This is a genomic window from Ectopseudomonas oleovorans, assembly GCF_029845265.1.
GTDB classification, from domain to species: Bacteria; Pseudomonadota; Gammaproteobacteria; order Pseudomonadales; family Pseudomonadaceae; genus Aquipseudomonas; species Aquipseudomonas oleovorans.
In genome coordinates this window covers 44,926-65,500 of the sequence record NZ_JAOCLK010000013.1, presented here as the reverse complement: position 1 = coordinate 65,500, position 20,575 = coordinate 44,926, and the positions used below count along the sequence as shown (strand labels likewise).

18 protein-coding genes and 1 pseudogene are annotated in these 20,575 nt (G+C 62.0%); 7 read left to right on the top strand and 12 right to left on the bottom strand.

Going from position 1 to position 20,575, the window contains the following annotated elements:
- Positions 1–72: 72 nt before the first annotated feature.
- Together N5J71_RS09230 and N5J71_RS09225 are read right to left on the bottom strand one after the other, a co-directional pair.
- Positions 73–444, bottom strand: coding sequence for a hypothetical protein (locus N5J71_RS09230; protein WP_174575453.1), 372 nt, complete (start codon positions 442–444; stop codon positions 73–75).
- Positions 445–564: 120 nt separating this feature from the next.
- Positions 565–1,328, bottom strand: a pseudogene (locus N5J71_RS09225) (flavin-containing monooxygenase); the annotation flags it as partial.
- Positions 1,329–1,464: 136 nt separating this feature from the next.
- Between N5J71_RS09225 and N5J71_RS09220 the strand changes: the two are divergent.
- Both N5J71_RS09220 and N5J71_RS09215 read left to right on the top strand, forming a co-directional pair.
- Positions 1,465–2,244 (top strand): spermidine synthase, encoded by a 780-nt coding sequence (locus tag N5J71_RS09220; protein ID WP_279916747.1) that lies wholly within the window; start codon positions 1,465–1,467, stop codon positions 2,242–2,244.
- Positions 2,245–2,535: 291 nt separating this feature from the next.
- Positions 2,536–4,230, top strand: a complete 1,695-nt coding sequence (locus N5J71_RS09215) for a DEAD/DEAH box helicase (RefSeq protein WP_279916746.1) — start codon at positions 2,536–2,538, stop codon at positions 4,228–4,230.
- A gap of 155 nt (positions 4,231–4,385) precedes the next feature.
- Here the strand turns inward: N5J71_RS09215 and N5J71_RS09210 are convergent, their stop codons facing one another.
- On the bottom strand, positions 4,386–4,883 hold the full coding sequence (locus N5J71_RS09210; RefSeq protein WP_003460226.1) for a DUF934 domain-containing protein: 498 nt from the start codon (positions 4,881–4,883) through the stop codon (positions 4,386–4,388).
- Positions 4,867–6,525 (bottom strand): nitrite/sulfite reductase, encoded by a 1,659-nt coding sequence (locus tag N5J71_RS09205; RefSeq protein WP_003460220.1) that lies wholly within the window; start codon positions 6,523–6,525, stop codon positions 4,867–4,869. The genes N5J71_RS09210 and N5J71_RS09205 overlap by 17 nt, the downstream gene beginning before the upstream one ends.
- Before the next feature lie 445 nt (positions 6,526–6,970).
- Here N5J71_RS09205 and N5J71_RS09200 point away from each other — a divergent pair, with 445 nt between their 5' ends.
- Positions 6,971–8,020: an ABC transporter substrate-binding protein gene (locus N5J71_RS09200; protein ID WP_279916757.1), complete on the top strand. Its 1,050-nt coding sequence runs from the start codon at positions 6,971–6,973 to the stop codon at positions 8,018–8,020.
- Here N5J71_RS09200 and N5J71_RS09195 read toward each other — a convergent pair whose 3' ends face one another.
- From N5J71_RS09195 to N5J71_RS09180, 4 genes are all read right to left on the bottom strand, one after another.
- Positions 8,021–8,245: a DUF2970 domain-containing protein gene (locus N5J71_RS09195; protein ID WP_279533334.1), complete on the bottom strand. Its 225-nt coding sequence runs from the start codon at positions 8,243–8,245 to the stop codon at positions 8,021–8,023. It abuts the gene before it with no gap.
- Between the two features lie 130 nt (positions 8,246–8,375).
- Positions 8,376–9,395 (bottom strand): PDC sensor domain-containing protein, encoded by a 1,020-nt coding sequence (locus N5J71_RS09190; RefSeq protein WP_003460217.1) that lies wholly within the window; start codon positions 9,393–9,395, stop codon positions 8,376–8,378.
- Positions 9,396–9,778: 383 nt separating this feature from the next.
- Entirely contained in the window at positions 9,779–10,819 is a 1,041-nt protein-coding gene (locus N5J71_RS09185; protein WP_003460216.1) for an RNA methyltransferase, read from the bottom strand.
- 15 nt (positions 10,820–10,834) lie between these two features.
- A complete protein-coding gene (locus N5J71_RS09180) occupies positions 10,835–11,860 on the bottom strand; it encodes a DUF5924 family protein (protein ID WP_003460215.1) in 1,026 nt (341 codons plus the stop codon).
- A gap of 139 nt (positions 11,861–11,999) precedes the next feature.
- Here N5J71_RS09180 and N5J71_RS09175 point away from each other — a divergent pair, with 139 nt between their 5' ends.
- Positions 12,000–12,293, top strand: coding sequence for a DUF1883 domain-containing protein (locus N5J71_RS09175; protein ID WP_003460213.1), 294 nt, complete (start codon positions 12,000–12,002; stop codon positions 12,291–12,293).
- A gap of 88 nt (positions 12,294–12,381) precedes the next feature.
- Entirely contained in the window at positions 12,382–12,468 is an 87-nt protein-coding gene (locus N5J71_RS22640; RefSeq protein ID WP_442873392.1) for a small membrane protein YohP, read from the top strand.
- A gap of 41 nt (positions 12,469–12,509) precedes the next feature.
- Here the strand turns inward: N5J71_RS22640 and osmE are convergent, their stop codons facing one another.
- Positions 12,510–12,845: an osmotically-inducible lipoprotein OsmE gene (gene osmE / locus N5J71_RS09170; protein WP_003460211.1), complete on the bottom strand. Its 336-nt coding sequence runs from the start codon at positions 12,843–12,845 to the stop codon at positions 12,510–12,512.
- Between the two features lie 152 nt (positions 12,846–12,997).
- Positions 12,998–16,708, bottom strand: coding sequence for a methionine synthase (metH, locus tag N5J71_RS09165; RefSeq protein WP_003460210.1), 3,711 nt, complete (start codon positions 16,706–16,708; stop codon positions 12,998–13,000).
- A 152-nt stretch (positions 16,709–16,860) separates the two neighbouring features.
- Between metH and N5J71_RS09160 the strand changes: the two genes are divergently transcribed.
- Together N5J71_RS09160 and nfuA are read left to right on the top strand one after the other, a co-directional pair.
- A complete protein-coding gene (locus tag N5J71_RS09160) occupies positions 16,861–19,137 on the top strand; it encodes a fatty acid cis/trans isomerase (protein WP_003460207.1) in 2,277 nt (758 codons plus the stop codon).
- 142 nt (positions 19,138–19,279) lie between these two features.
- On the top strand, positions 19,280–19,864 hold the full coding sequence (nfuA, locus tag N5J71_RS09155) for a Fe-S biogenesis protein NfuA (protein WP_003460205.1): 585 nt from the start codon (positions 19,280–19,282) through the stop codon (positions 19,862–19,864).
- Between the two features lie 51 nt (positions 19,865–19,915).
- On the opposite strand, the gene N5J71_RS09150 is transcribed toward nfuA, so the two are convergent.
- Together N5J71_RS09150 and N5J71_RS09145 are read right to left on the bottom strand one after the other, a co-directional pair.
- A complete protein-coding gene (locus N5J71_RS09150; protein WP_003460203.1) occupies positions 19,916–20,143 on the bottom strand; it encodes a DUF1272 domain-containing protein in 228 nt (75 codons plus the stop codon).
- Between the two features lie 101 nt (positions 20,144–20,244).
- Positions 20,245–20,514, bottom strand: coding sequence for a hypothetical protein (locus N5J71_RS09145; RefSeq protein ID WP_003460201.1), 270 nt, complete (start codon positions 20,512–20,514; stop codon positions 20,245–20,247).
- Between the last annotated feature and the right edge of the window lie 61 nt (positions 20,515–20,575).

Here is a 20,575-nt window from a genome sequence, read left to right as displayed (position 1 = left end):
CGCGCAGGCCGCATGCGCGGCGATACATCGCGCGCCGGCAGGAAGCGCCCGTAGTGCTGTGCCTTGCCCAGATCATCCGGGTATTCCAGGCAGCAGTGATAGGCGATGCGACAGTTGATCATCGTCAGCGCGACCGCTGCATCGTTGCGTTTGACCACTCGCATCGCGGTACTGGCAGGCCAGTTCGAAGTAGGCGTCTACTGCATCCAGGCCGCGCGACTGGCCCAGTTGCTTGAAGTTATTACCGACCAGGCTGGGGGCCAGGCATTCGGTCACCCAGCAATCGGAGAAGTCGCGGTGCCACAGGTCCTTGGTCAGCACGGCCTTTGCCTGCTTCTTGAACAGAGCGCGAAATTCCGGCTCCTTAACCTTGGCATAGGGCTCGTCCGGGTCCTTGAAATTGCGCAGGATCTCGCCGGCACCGAATTCCTCGAAGGCATTCACGTTGAGTCCTTCCAGGCGCAGGATGAAGGGCGCTGGCAAGGTCTGCCAGCGGAAGTGGCCGCGCAACACCCTGTTCGCCAGCCAGCCGGAAAGGCGGGTGAAACGGTGCAGCAGCGGCTGCAGGCGGTAGTCCGGGTCGGGCAGACCGTACTGCGAGGGTTTGCCGACCAGGGCGCGCACCAGCAGACCGTCGACCAGCTGTTTGAGACGCGCGGTAGCTTGATCGCTCCGCCGAAGGTATCGGTGGGTTTGCCGAGGATGAACTTGGGCAGGAAGTGATAGCCACGGCGTACCGAAAGGTCGACCGAGGCGGCGCGATGCACTGCATCGACGGCGATATCGCAGGCCGAGTTGCCGCAGCCGACCACCAGCACCCGTTTGCCGGCGAAGATATCCGCGCTCTTGTAGGCATTCGAATGCAACAACTCTCCGCAGAAATCACCGGGTAGGCGCGGCAGGTTGGGCGTATGCAGGGTGCCGTTGGCGATCAGTACACCGTCGAAACGCCATTCGCCCTGCTCGCCGTTGCGCTCGCTGATCAGTTTCCAGCCATCTTGCTCGCGTTGCACCTGCAGCACGCCGGTGTCGAATTGATAATGCTCGTAGATACGAAACAGTCTGGCGTAGTCGCGAAAGTAACGGCGCATCTCGCTGTGGTGCGGGTAGGGCGCCACCTCGGCGCACATGAGGAACTCGCGGAACTCGGTGGTGCCCTTGGAGGAAATCAGATGCGCCGAGTGATACATGCTGCTGTGCGGGTTATCGATATCCCACAGGCCGCCAACGTCGCTGTGCAGCTCGAAACCGACGAAATCGATACCGTGCTTCTTCAATTGCCGAGTCGTGCACAGGCCCATGGGGCCGGCACCTATGATGGCGTACATGGCGAACCTCGTTATTGTTATGAGTAGTAGCGCAAGTGTTGGAATTATTGCGTGACCGGGGGCGGCTGCTTCAATGACAATCGGCGCCTTTAGCCCGGTTGTTGTGGTACGGGATGTCACTGTGGGAGAGGTATCGATGCCAGGGTTGCCACCAGACGACGAATTGCAGCAGCAGGACGAGGTTCTGCTGGCCGAGGTGCGCGACGCCTTCGGGGTGATCCGTGTGGTGCAGATCGGCGCCTACCGCTTTCTCGAGTTTGGTGATGCCATCGAGCAGAGCTGCGTGTTCCAGGGCGATCCGAGCTGGCTGGAGTACGACTACACCCGCGCCATGCTGCTGGGCGCGCTGTGCCACGATGAGCCGGAAACCGCGCTGTTCCTGGGGCTGGGTGCCGGCAACCTGACCCAGGCCTGCCTGAAGTTCCTGCCGCTGGAGGATGTCGAGGCCATCGAGCTACGACCGGACGTGCCGCGCCTGGCCATGGAGTTTCTCGGGCTCGACGACGACCCACGGCTGACCATTCGCATCGGCGATGCTACCGAGCTGCTCGACAGCGCAGAAACCGCCGACCTGATCTTTCTCGACCTGTACACCGACCAGGGGCCGGGCGCCGGGCATCTGGCCTGGCGCTTTCTCGAGCGCTGCCGCGAAAAACTCAACCCGGGTGGCTGGCTGATCATCAACCAATGGGCAGGCAACGACGGCAAGCCGCTTGGCGCGGCACTGCTGCGCGGCCTTTATCATCGACACTATTGGGAGTGCCCGGTGAAGGAGGGCAACGTGGTACTGCTGATCCCGGCCGACCTCGAGCAGCGCTTGAACATGGGCTGCCTGCAAATGCGCGCGGGCGAGCTGGCGCCGCGTCTGGGTTACTCGCTGCAACCACTGATCGAAGCACTGCGACCGGCCAGCTAATGCGCCGTTGAGCGGTTGGATGCAGATGGATCGATAAAAACCAGCACCCGAGTCAGGATTTTCAGGTATAGTGCGCGCCGGCCAATTTTCTGGCCACGTTCAGGTAGTGCAACTCGCCCGGGGGAATTGACCTCCGGCAGCCAGTCCCCCAGCGGACTATCCTTGACGATTCACTTTCACCACGTTTTCGCAAAACCCCGCCGACCAGGCTGCCAGGGTGACCCAAAAGGTCTTGCACGGCATGCGCAGCTTTGGAACATGGGTCTTTGCGGATGCACTTGAGGCAGACCCATGACCCAGGAAATCGGCGGCTTCGCCGCGCTCGGACTTCACCCCAATATTCTCGCCGCTCTGACCGCCGTCGGTTACGAAGAGCCGTCTCCCATCCAGTCGCAGGCCATTCCGGTGATCCTCGCCGGCCAGGACATGATCGGCCAGGCCCAAACCGGCACTGGCAAGACCGCAGCCTTCGCGTTGCCGATCCTGTCAAAAATCGACCCGACCAAGCGTGAACCACAGGCGCTGATTCTGGCGCCGACCCGCGAGCTGGCCCTGCAGGTCGCTACCGCCTTCGAAACCTATTCCAAGCAGATGCCTGGCCTGAACGTCGTGGCTGTCTACGGTGGTGCACCGATGGGTCCGCAGCTCAAGGCCATTCGCCAGGGCGCCCAGGTCATCGTCGCTACGCCGGGCCGTCTGGTTGACCACCTGCGTCGTGACGAGAAAGTGCTGTCCACCATCCAGCACCTGGTACTCGACGAAGCCGACGAAATGCTTAAGCTGGGCTTCATGGATGACCTCGAGGTGATCTTCGAAGCCATGCCGGAAAGCCGCCAGAGCGTGCTGTTCTCCGCCACGCTGCCGCATTCGATCCGTGCCATCGCCGAGAAGCACCTGCGCGAACCGCAACACGTCAAGATCGCGGCCAAGACCCAGACCGTCTCGCGTATCGAGCAGGCGCACCTGATGATCCATGCCGATCAGAAGACCAACGCCGTGCTGCGCCTGCTGGAAGTCGAGGATTTTGACGCGCTGATCGCTTTCGTTCGCACCAAGCAGGCCACTCTGGACCTGGCTTCCGCGCTGGAAGCCAAAGGCTTCAAGGCCGCTGCGCTGAACGGCGACATTGCCCAGAACCAGCGTGAGCGCGTGATCGAGTCGCTCAAGGATGGTCGTCTGGACATCGTCGTCGCGACTGACGTTGCTGCTCGTGGTATCGACGTACCGCGCATCACCCACGTGTTCAACGTCGACATGCCGTACGACCCGGAGTCCTACGTACACCGTATCGGCCGTACCGGCCGCGCCGGTCGCGATGGCCGTGCGCTGCTGCTGGTAACCCCGCGTGAGCGCCGCATGCTGCAGGTGATCGAGCGTGTCACCGGGCAGAAGGTCGGCGAGGTCAAGCTGCCGAACGCCCAGCAGGTGCTTGATGCACGCATCAAGAAGCTCACCAGCAGCCTGGCGCCGCTGGTGGCCGATGCCGAAGCCAGCCATGGCGATCTGCTCGATCGCCTGACTGCCGATATCGGTTGCAGCCCGCGCGCCCTGGCCGCTGCGCTGCTGAAAAAGGCCACTAATGGCCAGGCACTGGATCTGGCCAGCGTCGAGCGCGAGCAGCCGCTGGTGCCGGGCGTCGGTGGCGCACCACGTGAGCGCCGCGAGCGTGATGGCGAGCGCTCCGAGCGTAGCGGTGGCGAGCGCGGCGAATACCGCGAGCGCCGTGCGCCGTTGCCGCTGACCGAAGGCCGCGTGCGTTGCCGCACGGCCCTGGGGACGCGCGACGGCATCGCCGCCAAGAACCTGCTCGGCGCCATCCTCAACGAAGGCGGCCTGGCCCGTGAAGCCATTGGCCGTATCCAGATCCGCGAGACCTTCAGCCTGGTCGAGCTGCCGGAAGATGGCCTGGATCGTCTGCTCGGCAAGTTGAAAGACACCCGCGTCGCTGGTAAGGCGCTGAAGCTGCGTCGCTATCGCGAGGATTGATCCAGCCGGCTGATTGCCGAGGATCAAAAAACGCCGCGCCCCTCACAGGGCGCGGCGTTTTTGTGTGTGCGCTGGCCGCACGGGCTGCCGAACGCCGGCGCCTGAAAGCAAAACGCCCCGAACCAGTCGGGGCGTTTGCGTCGTTCTCGCTGCGATCAGGCGCGGCGGCGGAACAGGGGCAGCGGTTGGTCTGCCGACGCCTGGTAGACCTCACTGTAATCCTCGAAGGCCTTCAGTGCATCGTACGGATCCTTGTCGGCACGCAGGGCGAAGGCATCGAAGCCGACACGCCTGAGGGCGAACAGCTGGTCGCGCAGCACGTCGCCAATGGCGCGTACTTCGCCCTTGTAGCCGTAACGGGTGCGCAGCAGGTAGGCCGTGGAGGAATGACGGCCATCGGTGAAGGCCGGGAATTCCAGGGCGATGACCTGAAAATGCGCCAGGTCATCGGCGATTTCCTCGATCTCGTCACTGGCCTCAAGCCAAACGCCGAGGCCACCGTCGCGAGCCTTTAGGGCATGAGCATGCTCGCGCCACAGGGCCAACGGGACGATGATGTCATCGCAGTTGGGAATGACGTCCAGGGTCACGTCCTTGGCCAGCAGGTGCCAGGTTTCGTCGACCACCTGACCGTTCTTAATGATTCGCTGCATAGACGCGCTCCTTAAACGGGTCGATACCGATGCGACGGTAGGTATCGAGGAAGCTTTCTTCTTCGGTGCGTTGCTCGACGTAGACCTTGATGATCTTATCGATCACATCGGCCATGTCCGCCTCGGCGAAGGATGGGCCGAGGATCTGCGCCAGGCTGGCGTCACGGCCGGCGCTGCCGCCGAGCGATACCTGATAGAACTCCTGGCCTTTCTTGTCGACGCCGAGGATGCCGATGTGGCCGACGTGGTGGTGGCCGCAGGCGTTCATGCAGCCGGAAATGTTCAGGTCGATGTCGCCGATGTCGAACAGGTAGTCCAGATCATCGAAACGACGCTGGATGGCTTCGGCGATCGGGATCGACTTGGCGTTGGCCAGCGAGCAGAAGTCGCCGCCCGGGCAGCAGATGATGTCGGTCAGCAGGCCCACGTTCGGCGTGGCGAAGCCTTGTTCGCGCAGCTCACCCCACAGGGTCAGCAGCTGACGCTGCTCGACGTCGGCGAGGATGATGTTCTGGTTATGGCTGTTACGCACCTCGCCGAAGCTGTAGCGATCGGCCAGATCGGCGATGGCATCGAGCTGCTTGTCGGTGACGTCGCCCGGCGCTACGCCAGTTGGCTTGAGCGACAGGGTCACGGCCACGTAGCCAGGCTTCTTGTGGGCGAAGGTGTTGCGCTGGCGCCAGCGGGCGAAGCCAGGATGCTCGGCGTCCTGCCGGGCGAGCAGGGCATCTTCGTCCTGCAGGGGCAGATAGGCCGGATCAACGAAGTGTGCGGCAACGCGGGCGACTTCGGCTTCGGTCAGGGTGGTCGGGCCATCCTTGAGGTGCGCCCATTCGGCGTTCACGCGCTCGGCGAACACCTCGGGGGTCAGCGCCTTGACCAGAATCTTGATGCGCGCCTTGTACTTGTTATCGCGACGGCCATAGCGGTTGTACACGCGCAGGATGGCGTCGAGATAACTGATCAGGTGCTGCCAGGGCAGGAATTCGTTGATGAAGCTGCCGACGATCGGGGTACGCCCCAGGCCGCCGCCGACGGAAACACGGAAGCCCAGCTCGCCGGCCTCGTTCTTCACTGCTTCCAGGCCGATGTCATGCACTTCGATGACGGCGCGGTCGCTCACGGCGCCGTTGACGGCGATCTTGAACTTGCGCGGCAAGTGGCTGAATTCGGGATGAAAGGTCGACCACTGACGGATGATTTCGCACCAGGGGCGCGGATCGACGATCTCGTCCTTGGCCACACCGGCGAACTGGTCGGTGGTGGTGTTGCGGATGCAGTTGCCGCTGGTCTGGATGGCGTGCATCTGCACGGTGGCCAGCTCGGCAAGAATCTCCGGCACGTCTTCCAGCTCCGGCCAGTTGAACTGCACGTTCTGCCGGGTGCTGATGTGCGCGTAGCCCTTGTCGTAATCGCGGGCGATGCGCGCAAGCGCACGAACCTGAGCGGACGACAGCAGGCCGTAGGGCACGGCGACGCGCAGCATGGGCGCGTAACGCTGGATATACAGACCGTTCTGCAGGCGCAGCGGACGGAATTCCTCGCCGCTCAGCTCTCCGGCGAGGTAGCGGCGGGTTTGATCGCGGAACTGCTTGACGCGATCCTCGACGATCTTTTGATCGTACTGGTCATATACGTACATGAAGGGTCCTGTTTTCAGGCTACTTACTGCCAATCAGCGCGCACGGCCGCGCACTCCCCGAGGAGCCGGGGCACGATACCAGCTCAGGTTTATGCGTAAAAGTGATGTTTGAATATATAAACCTTGGTTTAGGGAATAAGACCGCCCCAGAGCATAACCATATGGTTTGAGCGAAGGCCAAGGCTGGTCTTAAATGCAGTGTGCATCACCCAAAAGCACAAGAAGAGGGGGGGAACCATGACCGAGCACACTGAAGTGGAAAGTTCCGACAGCGTTATCGATGCTTGGGCGATCTTTTGCCTGATCCTGATTGCGGTAGGTACGGCGGTCTTCTGGGTCAGCGGACAGTGAGGGCGAAGGCCGACACGCATTAGCGGTCGGCCTTTTGCCATTAACACCTTATACTGCGCCCCGATTATCGAGGAGGGGCGATGTGAGCAGGTGGATGCTGGGTCTGGGACTGTTGTTTTGCTGCGCGTTGGCGTCGGCACAACCGCGCGTGCCGACCATGGTTTTTCTCAACCCTGGCTACGCCAATGAGCGTTTCTGGAGCGATTACAGCCGCTACATGCAGGATGCCGCTGGAGACCTGGGCGTCGAGCTGGAGGTGCTGTACGGCGAGCGCGATCCTGAACGTATGCTGCGCAATGCCCAGCAGGTTTTTGCGGGTAAGCACCCCGATTATCTGATCTTCACCAATGAACTGTTCCTGGGGCCGGCATTGCTGCGCTTGTTCGAAAACAGCGATGCCAGGCTGTTTGCCCTGCACAGCACCTTGACCGAAGAGCAGCAGGCCCTTATCGGTGGCAGCCGCGAGTACCACCGAAACTGGATAGGTAGCCTGGTGCCCAACGATGAGGAGGCCGGTTATCTGATGGCGCGTGAGCTGATCGCCCTGACCCGTGGCAAACCTGCCGAGTTGCTGGCGTTTTCCGGGGTCAACCGTACGCCTTCGTCGACTCTGCGTCAGGCCGGCTTGCAGCGTGCCTTGAGTGAAGCACCGCATATCAAGCTGATGCAGGCGGTTCATGGTGAGTGGCGGGAACAGCGGGCATACGAGCAGGCGATTGGTCTATTGCCGCGTTATCCGGCGGTCAGCCTGATCTGGTCTGCTAATGATGAAATGGCCTTTGGGGTATTGCGTGCAGCCAATGAGCTGGGCAGACCCCTGCATTACACGGCCCTGAACAACTCGGAGCGCGTGCTAAAGGCGCGTATCGACGGACGTATCGATATTTTGGCCAGTGGTCACTTTCTTTTGGGCGCCTGCGCTTTGGTGATGCTCAGCGACCACGCGCGGGGGCTGGATTTCGCCGAGCGTGGCGGCAAGGATCAGGTGGCGTCGCTGTTGCGTACTGTCGACAGGGCGCAGTCAAAGCAATTGCTCGAACGCCTTGCACAGCCGGATATTGGTATGGACTTTCGCCAGTTCAGCATGCTGTCGCAGCCTCAGCGTCAGCGTTACCAGTGCTCGATTGCCTCCCTGCTGGAGTGATCAGCCAGTCGCCAGGTGCAGGATCAGCTTCACCACGCCCAGCAATACAACCACGAACAACGTGGTGAACAGCACGCCGAGCAGAATGAAATGGCTGGGCTTGCCGCGGCTGAAATCGCGGCTGCGATTTTTCCCGCTCTGCACGCCGAGCGCAGCCGCCAGCACGCTTTGCAGCATTTCTCGCAGGGTCAGAGGCGCTTGGGGGTCTTTGTCCTGATCGGTCATGGTCGGTCTCTCCTTTGATCCTGCAAGCATAGACTTTGTTGTGCATTCGCCATCCTGAAAAACAAAACGCCGCAGACCTTTGCAGGTTGCGGCGTTTTCTATTGTGCTGAATCGCTCTGCGGCAGGAGCCTCAGACCTTGAAGCGCCCCAGCAGACGATCCTGCTGGCCGACCTGTTCCACCATCGAGGCGCACTGCCGGACCTGTTGCTCGGCACCGCCAGCCAGCTCGTGGCTGATGTCGCGGATGTTGGTGGTGTTGCGGTTGATTTCTTCGGTGGTCGCGCTCTGCTCTTCGGCTGCGGTGGCGATCTGCAGGTTCATGTCGTTGATGCGGGTGATCGCCTCACGGATGCGGCCGAGCATGTCGTTGGCTGCGATTGCGTCCTCGGCGGTCTTGCTGGCGGTATCGCGGCTCTGTTGCATGCGGCTTTCGGCCTGGCGCAAACCACCCGCGGACCTTTCGTCGTTGCTGGTGATCGCCAGGCGGCGCGTCAGGTCACCTTCGCCGCTGTTGATCTCACGCAACGAGGTGCTGAGCAGGCTCAGTGGTTTGAGCAGGCTGTTCATCAGTAGGCCCAGCACCACGAGGCTGATGGCCACGCCGACCACGGTACCGACCACGGCAAGCCAGGTCAGGCGGTTGGCTTCGGCCATCACCACGCCGATGTACCAGTCCATGCCAAGCAGGTTGGGTAGCGGGGTGAAGGAGACCAGCAGGTTCTTGCCGCTGGCCTCGACTTCGTGCAGTTCCTTGCTCAGCGCCGGGCTCTGGCCGTCGAACAGTTCGCTGTAGGACTTGCCGTTGTACTCGGCATTGGGGTGGGAAATGATATTGCCCGAGCGGCTGAGCAGGAAGGCATAGCCGGCGCCATTGAAGTCCAGGGTGTTGATCGCATCGGCCACCGATTGCAGGCGGATATCGCCACCGAACACGCCGAGAAACTGACCCGCGTCGCTGATCCGGGCGACAGCAGAGATGAGGATTTCATTGGTGGTGGAGTCGACGTAGAGTCCGGTCTGCACTGCCTGGTTGCCAGCCTTGCCGGTCGCATACCAGGGGCGTTTACGGCCGTCCCAGTCGGCGCTGGGTTTCCAGTCGTCGCTGTTCTTGATTGGCTTGCCGTCCGCTTCCAGCGCACAGTGGCGCATCGAATACACGCTGATTTTCTTCAGGGCTGTAGCTGCTGTCGATGGTTTGCGACATCAGGTCAATCAGACGCAGTTTGGCGTTTAGCCAATTCTCGATCTGTCTGGCCAGGGCATTGCTCGATTCGACCTGACTGCGCAGGGTGTCGCGGACCTAGCTGACCTGGGATAGCGACAGCAGGCTGGTGGTAAGGAACAGCACGGTAGCGGCCGCGATACCGACCTTGTGGGCGATTTTCATGAATGGGCTCCTGGGCACCAAGACGACGGGGCTGCATCCATGCAAGGCAGTTGTCTGCAAGGCAAATACAGTGCTGGCTTTCGCCAGCGGGACGTGTGGTCTCTCTGTACGCTTTTGTATCGGCTCTTGGTGCTGTTCTTGAGCCTCAGCCGCGCTTTCTGTGCAAGCGACTGGTATTGACCGCATCCACTGCGCGGGCGCGCAGTTGACCGCAACCGCCGTCGACATCCTGGCCGGCCGAATTGCGCACCTTGGTCAGCACGCCACGGCTGTGCAGATAACGCACCATCTCGACGATGCGCTTGCCTTCGGGACGCTGGTAGTCGTCGGCTTCCAGGCTGTTGTAGGGGATCAGGTTGAGCACGGCGAACTTGCCCTTGAACAGGCGCAGGATGTTGTCCATCTCTTCCTGGCTGTCGTTGATGCCCTTGAGCAGGGTCCACTGGTACTGGATCGGGTAGTCGATGGTGCGCGCGTAGGCTTCGCCCAGTTCCACCAGCTCTTCAGGATCGATGCGCGGCGCCTTGGGCAGCAGGCGTTGGCGCAGCTCGGCGTCAGTGGTATGCAGCGACAGCGCCAGGGCAGGGCGCACGCGTTGCTTGGGCAGACGCTCGAACACCCGCGGGTCACCAACGGTGGAGAACACCAGATTGCGCTGCCCGATGCCGCCCTCGGTGCCAAGCAGATCGATGGCCTCAAGCACGTTGTCGAGATTGTGCGCCGGCTCGCCCATGCCCATGAATACCACTTTCTTCACCGGACGAAAGCGCCGCCCCAGGGCGACCTGGGCGACCATCTCGGCGCTGCTGAGCTGGCGCAGCAGGCCGCTCTTGCCGGTCATGCAGAACACACAGGCAACGGCGCAGCCCACCTGGCTGGAGATGCACAGGCCATCACGTGGCAACAGTACGCTTTCCACCATCTGTTTGTCCGCCAGCTCCACCAACAGGCGAGCCGAGCCATCTGCGCCGGGATGCTCGGAGCGCAGCCGGGCCAGTGCGTCTAGTTCGCTGGCGATGGTCGGCAGTGCTTCACGTACCGTCAGGGGCAGGAAGTTCTCGGTCTTCTGATGCTTGGTGCCGGTGTCCAACGGCTTGCCCTGCAGCCAGGCACGGGTAATGCGCCCGATATGCTGGGGTTTGGCGCCAAGGTCGGCGAGGCGTTGGTTGAGTTCGGTGAGCTGCATGGGGCGCGCATGCTATCACTTGGCCGTGGCAGCGACCACGTCGAAGCGCAGTACGCCGATCATCTGCCCGGCTTCGGTGACGACCCGCACCTGCCAGCGGCCTTCGGGGGAGGCCGGGAAGTTGAGTTTGTGCGTCCAGGCGCGATAGCCCTCCTTGCGCCCGCCGTTGATGTCCAGCGCAATGCGGTCGACTTCCCGGCCGTTGTGCTGCCAGACGTGGTAGATGCGTTCGTTGAGGCCGCGTGGGGCGTTGATCGAGGTGTAGGCGTAAAGCCCATCATCGCGCAGCTGTTCCGGGCTGATCTGTTGCAGGCTATCGCCTGGCATGCGTTGTTCGCCATCGAAGCGATCGCTGATCGCCACCTCGGTCAGCCATAGCGTTGCCGGCGGCACCCAGGCCCGCGCTAGCCAGCCGGCGCTGGCCATCGCCAGAGGCAAGGCGGCCAGCAGCACAATGCGTCGCCAGCCGGTGAAGCCGATCAGGCCGGGCAGGCTCGGCAGCGCCAGCAGCGTGGCGATCAGCAGGGCAATGCGGTAGGTCTGCGGGGTGCTGAGGTGAAAGATGATCGGCAGCGCGGTCAGCATCACCGCGAACAGCGCCAGGCTGTGAAAGATCAACAGCAACCAGCGCCTGGGCGCCAGCCAGCGGTAGTAGATCGGGTCGGTGATAGAGGCCAGGGCGGCGAGCGCCAGCAGGCCGCTGAACAGTAACTGCCCACTGTTCCAGGTGGTGGTGATGAAGAAGAACGGCAAGACGAAGAACAGACTTTCCTGGTGGATCATCTGTGTGCCGTAGCGCAGCAGCGGCAACGGCAATTCGAAGCCGAAGCGCCGGGCAATGCGCTCGCGCAGCAGGTTCTCCAGAATCAGCCAGACCCAACTGACCAGCAATACCACGCCCAACACCTTGGCCAGGTGCGCCTGGCGGTCGACCAGGAGAAAACTGGCCACGCCCGAGCAGAAGCCGAACAGGGCGACCAGACCTGGGTAACGGCGCAGCAGGGCGATCAGCGTGGGGATGCGGTCGAGTACGACTTTCATGGCAGCGACAAATGGCAGTGTTGGGCGCGCATCCTAGGTAGCGCGAGCCTTGGCTGCAAGCGAGTCGTCAGCTGCGCTGGCGGTGCCGGGCCGCTTGCGGCACTATTGCGCCCCCGTTTCACCACCGAGTCCGAAAACGATGAAATTCATCCATCAACGCGAGCATCTGGAAGAGGGCGATCTGGTGGTCATCCAGTGCTCGCAGCCCTGCAACATCCGCCTGATGAACGATGCCAACTTTCGCGCATTCAGGAACCGTGGCCGGCACAGTTACCACGGCGGCGCCTTCATCAAGTTCCCGGCGAAGATCCGCGTGCCCTCCAGTGGTTTCTGGAACATCACGCTGGATACCGTCAGTCGTCGTGCGGTGAGCGTGACGCGCAAGCCGCAGATGGAGTACAGCATCAAGATCGTCCGTCGCCCGGGCGCCTGATGCTTGCCGCTGCAGGTGAAGAAAAAAGCTAAACGCTGACAGCCAGGCCGAGGTCACAACTGGTGAGCCTCGAAAAAGGAGAGTCAGCATGCTGAAGTTTCTGGGCGGTACCGTCGGTATCATTTTCATCATCGGCCTGATCGTGGTGGTGGGATTGCTCTCACTGATCTTCTAGCCAATGAATGGCCCCGCTGCGTGCAGCGGGGCTGATCGCATTCAGAGCCTCTTGCGCTGGTTGCCCTGGTGCTGCTCGCAGGTCATGAAGCCCTTGCTGTCGACCCGGCCGTTGACGTCGAAGTCCACGTAATAGGGCTGTTCCAGGCCGTCGACATTCAGCACATAGTTGTTGCAGGTGCCGCCTGTGACGCTGTTGCGCACGTCCGAAGAGGGTGGCCCACCGAGGGTGCGTACCTGTTCCTGAGTCATGCCGTGGTCGACCTGCTTGACCAGTGGCTCATTGCGGAAAGTCAGGTAATCGGCCGGGTTCTCGAAGGTCGAGCAACCGCTCACCGCGGCCGCTACGGCCAGTACTGCAAGGCTGTGCTTGTACATGTCATCGCTCCGTCGATTGAGCCGAAATGGCTCGACATGTTTTGGAGCCGCGCCCGTGCATGAGAGTTCGAGTTTTTCGATGATCGGCGCTAGTCGCGCCTCGTTCGTCGCTGCATGAATGAAAAGAGCCCGCGATTGCGGGCTCTTTCGCATCAGTCGTCGTAGCCCAGGTTAGGCATCAGCCAGCGTTCGCTGACGGCGATGTCCTGACCCTTGCGCTTGCTGTACTGCTCGATCTGATCCTTGTCCACCTTGCCCACGGCGAAGTACTGCGCCTCGGGGTGGGCGAAGTACCAGCCGGACACTGCTGCCGCCGGGAACATGGCGTAGTGCTCGGTGAGGAACACGCCGCTCTTGCCGGCCTTGTGGTAGTCAGCTTCGGGGTCGAGCAGCTTGAACAGTGTGGCTTTCTCGGTGTGATCCGGGCAGGCCGGGTAGCCCGGGGCAGGGCGGATGCCCTTGTACTGCTCGCGGATCAGCGCTTCGTTGTCCAGTTGCTCATCCCTGGCGTAACCCCAGTAGTCCTTGCGCACACGTTCGTGCAGCCACTCGGCACAGGCCTCGGCCAGGCGGTCGGCCAGAGCCTTGACCATGATCGAGTTGTAGTCGTCGCCCTTGGCCTCGTAGGCCTTGGCCAGCTCCTCGGCACCGATGCCAGCGGTGGTGATGAAGCCGCCTATGTAGTCGGTTACGCCGCTTTCCTTCGGCGCGACAAAGTCGGCCAGCGACAGGTTCGGCTTGCCGTCGGGCTTGATGGTCTGCTGGCGCAGGTGGTGCAGGGTGGCCAGGGGCTTGCCGTCGCTACCATAGACTTCGATGTCGTCATGGGCGACCTGGTTGGCCGGCCAGAAGCCGAATACCGCGCGGGCCTTGATCAGTTTCTCGTCAATCAGCTTTTTCAGCATCGCCTGGGCATCGGCGAACAACGCGGTGGCGGCTTCGCCGACCACTTCGTCGGTGAGGATGCGTGGGTACTTGCCAGCCAAGTCCCAGGAGATGAAGAAGGGCGTCCAGTCGATGTACTCGGCCAGGGTCGCCAGGTCGATGTCGTCCAGCACCTGGGCACCGGTGAAGCTCGGCTTGGGCGCGACGTAGCCGTTCCAGTCGAAGGCCGGCTTGTTGGCGATGGCGTCGGCATAGCCCAGGCGCTCGGTGCGCGAGGCGCGGGCCGAGGTACGCTCGCGCACCACCACGTATTCCTCGCGGGTCTTGCGCACGAAGTCGGCCTTCAGCTCCTTGGACAGCAGCTGGGTGGCCACGCCCACGGCGCGCGAGGCGTCGGTCACGTAGACCACCGCGTCGTTGCTGTACTGCGGGTCGATCTTCACCGCGGTGTGAGCCTTGGAGGTGGTGGCGCCGCCGATCATCAGTGGCAGGTTAAAGCCCTGGCGCTGCATTTCCTTGGCGACATGCACCATCTCGTCCAGCGACGGAGTGATCAGGCCGGACAGGCCGATGATGTCGCACTTCTCGGCGATCGCGGTCTGCAGGATCTTCTCCGTCGGCACCATCACGCCGAGGTCGACGATGTCGTAGCCGTTACAGCCCAGCACCACGCCGACGATGTTCTTGCCGATATCGTGTACGTCGCCCTTGACCGTGGCCATGAGGATCTTGCCCTTGGCTTCCGGTTTGTCGCCTTTCTCCGCTTCGATGAAGGGAATCAGGTGGGCAACGGCCTGCTTCATAACGCGGGCAGACTTGACCACCTGGGGCAGGAACATCTTGCCCGAGCCGAACAGGTCGCCGACCACATTCATGCCGCTCATCAGCGGGCCTTCGATGACCTCGATGGGGCGCGCGCATTGCTGGCGGCATTCTTCGGTATCTTCGACGATGAAGGCGGTGATGCCCTTGACCAGGGCATGCTCCAGGCGCTTGCCGACCGGTAGCGAACGCCATTCTTCGTTTTCCACTTCCTTGACCGCGCCGTCGCCTTTGTACTTGTCGGCGATGGCCAGCAGGGCTTCGGTGGCGTTGGGGTTGCGGTTGAGCACCACGTCTTCGACGGCGTTGCGCAGCTCTTTCGGGATCTCGTCGTAGATTTCCAGTTGGCCGGCGTTGACGATGCCCATGGTCAGGCCGTTCTGGATCGCGTAGTAGAGAAATACCGAGTGGATCGCCTCACGTACCGGGTTGTTGCCGCGGAACGAGAAGGACACGTTGGAGACGCCGCCTGAGCTCAGCGCATAGGGCAGGTTGTCGCGAATGAAGGCGCAGGCTTCGATGAAGTCCACGGCGTAGTTGTTGTGCTCCTCGATACCGGTGGCGACGGCGAAGATGTTCGGGTCGAAGATGATGTCTTCCGGCGGGAAGCCCACTTCGTTGACCAGAATGTCGTAGCTGCGCTGGCAGATTTCCTTCTTGCGCGCGGCGGTGTCGGCCTGGCCGACCTCGTCGAAGGCCATCACCACCACCGCGGCGCCGTAGCGCTTGCACAGTTTGGCGTGGTGCTTGAACTGCTCGACGCCTTCCTTCATCGAGATCGAGTTGACGATGCCCTTGCCCTGGATGCACTTCAGGCCGGCTTCGATCACTTCCCATTTCGAAGAGTCGATCATGATCGGCACGCGCGAGATGTCCGGCTCGCCGGCGATCAGGTTGAGGAACCTGACCATGGCGGCCTTGGAGTCGAGCATGCCTTCGTCCATGTTGATGTCGATCACCTGAGCGCCGGCTTCCACCTGCTGCAGGGCGACTTCCAGTGCCTCGGTGTAGTTCTCCTCGCGGATCAAGCGGGCGAACTTGGCCGAGCCGGTGATGTTGGTACGCTCGCCGACGTTAACGAACAGCGAGTTGCGGTCGATGGTGAAGGGCTCGAGGCCCGACAGGCGGCAGGCCTTGGGAATGTCCGGAATGGCGCGGGGTTGGTACTTGGCGACCGCCTCGGCAATCGCCTGTATATGCCCCGGCGTGGTACCGCAGCAACCGCCGATGATGTTGAGAAAGCCGCTGGCTGCGAACTCTTCGACCACCGCAGCCATCTCGGCAGGCGATTCGTCGTACTCGCCGAAGGCGTTGGGCAGGCCGGCGTTGGGGTGCGCAGAGACGTGGGTGTCTGCCTTGTTCGACAGTTCTTCCAGGTAAGGGCGCAGGTCTTTGGCGCCAAGGGCACAGTTCAGACCGACGGAGATGGGGTTGGCGTGGCGCACCGAGTTCCAGAACGCCTCGGTGGTCTGTCCGGACAGGGTACGGCCGGAGGCGTCGGTGATGGTGCCGGAAATCATGATCGGCAACTCGACGCCGTCTTCATCGAACACTTGCTGCACGGCGAAGATCGCCGCCTTGGCGTTGAGGGTGTCGAAGATGGTCTCGATCAGGATCAGGTCGGCGCCACCGGCGATCAGGCCGCGAGTGGCCTCGGTGTAGTTGTCTACCAGTTCATCGAAGGTAACGTTGCGGTAGCCGGGATCGTTAACGTCAGGGGAAATCGAGCAGGTGCGGCTGGTCGGGCCAAGCACGCCGGCGACGAAACGCGGGCGATCCGGGGTTTCCAGGGTCTTGGCGTCGGCCACTTCACGGGCTACCCGGGCACCGGCGACGTTCAGCTCATAGGCCAGGCCTTCCATGCCATAGTCGGCCTGGGATATTTGGGTGGCATTGAAGGTATTGGTTTCCAGAATGTCGGCGCCGGCATCCAGGTAGGCTTTCTCGATGGCAGCGATGATCTGCGGCTGGGTCAGCAGCAGCAGGTCGTTGTTGCCTTTGACGTCGCTCGGCCAGTCGGCGAAGCGCTCGCCGCGGTAGTCGGCCTCTTCCAGCTTGTAGCTCTGGATCATGGTGCCCATGCCGCCATCGAGGATCAGGATGCGCTCCTTCAGGGCTTGCTGGAGGGCTTGGAGGCGGGCGCTGCGATCGGACATGAGAACTACCTGAGCAAAGCAGAAACAAAGGTGGGCGATGATAGCAAAGCTGCAGGGTTCTGGAGCACTAGCGGGCTTTTCATGAATTTCATTCATGTTGCTGGAGGCGCCGTCTCGTTAGAATTGCCAGCATCGCACTCAAGGACGTGGTCATGCTCAAGCCCGCTGCTCTGTTTCTTCTTTTTTTCGCAGCTGGCCTGGCCCGTGCGGAAGCGATTTCCTATGTCGATGACGTCCAACCGATCCTCACCCACAAGTGCGTGGCCTGCCATACCTGCTATGACGCGCCGTGCCAGCTCAATCTGGGCAGTGGCGAAGGCATTGCGCGCGGCGCCAGCAAGCAACTGGTGTACGACGGTACGCGCAGCAAGGCGCAAGCGACCACTCGGCTTTATCTGGATGCACAGGGCGAGACGGCCTGGCGCCAGCGCGACTTTCATTCGGTGCTCGATGGCGGCAACGGCCAGGCTGCGCTGATCAAGCGCATGCTGGAGCTGGGTCGCAGCCAACCGCTCGAGCCCAATGCCAAGCTCCCTGACAACCTCGACATAGCCATCACCCGCAGCAACAGCTGCCCATTGCCGGGTGAATTCGCCGCCTATGCGCAGAAGAATCCCCATGGCGGCATGCCGTTCGCCGTGACGGGGCTGAACGATGACGAGTACGCCACCCTGGAACAGTGGCTGGCCCAGGGTGCGCCGGTCGCCGAACAGGCGCTCAAGCCCAGTGCAGTCGAGTTGCGCCAGGTGGAGCAGTGGGAAAATTTCATGAACGCGCCCGGTGTGCGGCAGGATCTGGTGTCGCGCTGGCTCTACGAGCACCTGTTCCTCGCGCATTTGCACTTCGAGGGCGGTGAGCCTGGGCACTTCTTCCAGATGGTCCGTTCGCGTACCCCCAGCGGCAAACCCATCGATCCTATCGCCACGCGCCGCCCCAACGACGATCCGGGCACCGAGTTCTACTACCGGCTATGGCCGATCCAGGGCGTGATCGTGCACAAGACGCATATCACCTATCCGTTGGATGACGCCAAGCTGGCGCGGGTCAAGGAGCTGTTCTTCGGCGAAGACTGGGCGCTGGACGCTGTGCCGGGTTACGGCGCACAACGTCGCGCCAACCCCTTCGAAACCTTCGCCGCGATTCCGGCGCGGGCGCGCTATCAGTTCATGCTGGATAACGCCGAGTACTTCGTGCGCACCTTTATCCGTGGTCCGGTGTGCCGCGGGCAGATCGCCACTGACGTGATTCGCGACAACTTCTGGGCCGTGTTCCAGGCGCCGGAGCACGATCTCTACATCACCGATGCCAATTACCAGCGCGAGGCCACGCCGCTGTTGGCCATGCCCGGCCAGTTCGACGATATCGGCGATCTGCTGGGCTTGTGGCGCAACTATCGCGACAAGCGCAACGACTACGAGAACCTGCGCAAGGACGCTTACGCCGACGCACCTCCTGCGGACTGGGCACATATCTGGAGCGGTAATGACAACGCGCTGCTGTCGATCTTCCGCCAGCACGACAGTGCCTCAGTGCGCAAAGGCCTGCTCGGCGAGATCCCGCAGACCCTCTGGTGGATGGATTACCCGCTGCTGGAGCGCACCTACTACCAACTGGTGGTCAACTTCGACGTGTTCGGCAACGTTTCGCACCAGGCGCAGACGCGCCTGTACTTCGACCTGATCCGCAATGGCGCCGAAGTGAACTTCCTGCGCCTGCTGCCGGCGCGATCACGCGAGGCTTACCTGGATGACTGGTATCAGAACAGCGGCAAGTTGAAGATGCTGCTGGACTACACCTCAATCGATCATCGTTCACCGAGCGCCATTGGCCTGACCGGTGACGATCCGAAGAAGCAGTTCGCCGAACAGCTGCTGCAGCGCTATGCCAAGCTCAACGCGCGTCCTGACCCGATCAACCGCTGCACGGGCGCGCAGTGTTATCGCGACGGTTTGCCCAGGGAGCTGCAAGATGTCGAGCAGACGTTGGCGCGCCTGGCCAGTCGTCCGGCGGGCGGCTTGCGGGTGATCGATCAACTGCCAGAAGCGACGATATTGCGGGTAGAGCTGAGCGATGGCTCGCGCGAGATCTACAGCCTGCTGCGCAACCGTGCGCACAGCAACGTGGCGTTCATGCTGGGAGAGGAGCTGCGCTATCAACCGCGCCTGGACACCCTGACCATCTACCCGGAAGTGCTGAGCAGCTATCCGAATTTCCTGTTCACGGTCAAAGCGGGGGAGGTGGATGCCTTCGTCAAGCAGATGGAAGGTGTCAGCGACGCAAAATCCTTCGAGCAAATAGTCGAGCGCTGGGGTGTACGGCGTAGCCACCCTGAATTCTGGCGCTATTTTCACGATCTCGCCGAGCATGTTCGCGAAACCCAGCCGTTGGAGACAGGCGTGCTGGATATGAACCGCTATCAGAACCTCTAAACGCACCGGAGCGCACGTGAAGTGCGCTCCAGATTGCTTGTTGCATGGCGGCTATGGCTGCGATCAATTCCTACTAATTTAGTTGGGCTTTAACCGGGCGGCGCTCTGGCGTACACTGCGCCCATGTTCGCGAGGAGTTGCCATGAGCGCCATCATCATTACCCAAGCTGCCGAAGATTACCTGGCCGAGCTGCTGAGCAAGCAGGATACTCCGGGTATCGGCATCCGAGTTTTCATCACCCAGCCAGGTACGCCTTACGCGGAAACCTGCATTGCCTACTGCAAGCCGGGTGAGCAGAAGCCTGAAGACACCGCCGTTGGCCTGGCCAGTTTCACCGCCTGGATCGATGGCGTCAGTGAGCCTTTCCTGGAAGACGCAGTCGTCGACTACGCCACCGATCGCATGGGCGGCCAGCTGACCATCAAGGCGCCGAACGCCAAGGTGCCGATGGTCAACGAAGACAGTCCGCTCAACGAACGCATCAACTACTACCTGCAGACCGAGATCAATCCCGGCCTGGCCAGCCATGGCGGCCAGGTGACGCTGATCGACGTGGTCGAAGAGGGCATTGCCGTGCTGCAGTTCGGCGGTGGTTGCCAGGGCTGTGGCCAAGCCGATTACACCCTCAAGGAAGGCATCGAGAAAACCCTGCTCGAGCGCATTCCAGAGCTCAAGGGGGTGCGTGACGTGACCGACCACAGCAATCGCGAGAACGCCTACTACTGATAGGCGTCTTGCACATGAAAAAGGGGCGACTGGAGTCGCCCCTTTTTCATTTCAGGCCTTGAGTACACGTTTGCTGGAGGCGGGGAAGCGTTCGAGCTTTTCGGCCGGGCGAATCGGCCGTTTTACCAGTTCGCCACCGCAGTTCGGGCAGCGTAGCGCCAGGATGGATTCGGCGCAGGAGCGGCAGAAGGTGCACTCGAAGGAGCAGATCAAGGCGTCAACACTGGACGCAGGCAGATCGCAGTCGCAGTTCTCGCAGTTGGGGCGCAGTTCAAGCATGGCGCGAGGCTCGGCAAAGTGGGTGATCGCAGCAGTCTGCAATCGCTGGCGGCCAAGCGCAACGGGCAAATCTGGGGGCGCGCAAGGCGCCCCGACGGGGTTTATTCCGGCATGCTCCAAGGTGCCAGGTCAAAACCCTGGCTGCGCAGCTCATCACGGGAGCGCTGCAGCGCGTCTTCCAGCTGTTGCGGGTCGCTGTAGGTGGCGCTGGACAGCTGGGTGCGGCCGAGCAGGCGGGTGTTGGTGCGGTCGATGACGCTGATGCTGACGACGCCGGTGCCGTCCTGCGGAGCCCAGGCCACGCACTGGAACGGGCGGAAGGCACGATCGGCAATCAGCAGGGCTTCGTTAAAACGCAGCGGTGTGTTCATGGGGTCGGTTTCTCCGAGTTGTTCCCAACAATCAATGGCGGCCAACAGGTTATTGATGTTG

Coding starts and splice junctions, on each gene's coding strand:
- N5J71_RS09195 (WP_279533334.1), bottom strand. CDS start 8,245: ATGACCGATCAGGACAAAGACCCCCAAGCGCCTCTGACCCTGCGAGAA.
- N5J71_RS09200 (WP_279916757.1), top strand. CDS start 6,971: ATGCTGGGTCTGGGACTGTTGTTTTGCTGCGCGTTGGCGTCGGCACAA.
- N5J71_RS22640 (WP_442873392.1), top strand. CDS start 12,382: ATGCTGAAGTTTCTGGGCGGTACCGTCGGTATCATTTTCATCATCGGC.
- N5J71_RS09180 (WP_003460215.1), bottom strand. CDS start 11,860: ATGAAAGTCGTACTCGACCGCATCCCCACGCTGATCGCCCTGCTGCGC.
- N5J71_RS09205 (WP_003460220.1), bottom strand. CDS start 6,525: ATGTACGTATATGACCAGTACGATCAAAAGATCGTCGAGGATCGCGTC.
- N5J71_RS09210 (WP_003460226.1), bottom strand. CDS start 4,883: ATGCAGCGAATCATTAAGAACGGTCAGGTGGTCGACGAAACCTGGCAC.
- N5J71_RS09160 (WP_003460207.1), top strand. CDS start 16,861: ATGCTCAAGCCCGCTGCTCTGTTTCTTCTTTTTTTCGCAGCTGGCCTG.
- osmE (WP_003460211.1), bottom strand. CDS start 12,845: ATGTACAAGCACAGCCTTGCAGTACTGGCCGTAGCGGCCGCGGTGAGC.
- N5J71_RS09220 (WP_279916747.1), top strand. CDS start 1,465: ATGCCAGGGTTGCCACCAGACGACGAATTGCAGCAGCAGGACGAGGTT.
- N5J71_RS09185 (WP_003460216.1), bottom strand. CDS start 10,819: ATGCAGCTCACCGAACTCAACCAACGCCTCGCCGACCTTGGCGCCAAA.
- N5J71_RS09215 (WP_279916746.1), top strand. CDS start 2,536: ATGACCCAGGAAATCGGCGGCTTCGCCGCGCTCGGACTTCACCCCAAT.
- N5J71_RS09145 (WP_003460201.1), bottom strand. CDS start 20,514: ATGAACACACCGCTGCGTTTTAACGAAGCCCTGCTGATTGCCGATCGT.
- nfuA (WP_003460205.1), top strand. CDS start 19,280: ATGAGCGCCATCATCATTACCCAAGCTGCCGAAGATTACCTGGCCGAG.
- metH (WP_003460210.1), bottom strand. CDS start 16,708: ATGTCCGATCGCAGCGCCCGCCTCCAAGCCCTCCAGCAAGCCCTGAAG.
- N5J71_RS09175 (WP_003460213.1), top strand. CDS start 12,000: ATGAAATTCATCCATCAACGCGAGCATCTGGAAGAGGGCGATCTGGTG.
- N5J71_RS09150 (WP_003460203.1), bottom strand. CDS start 20,143: ATGCTTGAACTGCGCCCCAACTGCGAGAACTGCGACTGCGATCTGCCT.
- N5J71_RS09190 (WP_003460217.1), bottom strand. CDS start 9,395: ATGCGCCACTGTGCGCTGGAAGCGGACGGCAAGCCAATCAAGAACAGC.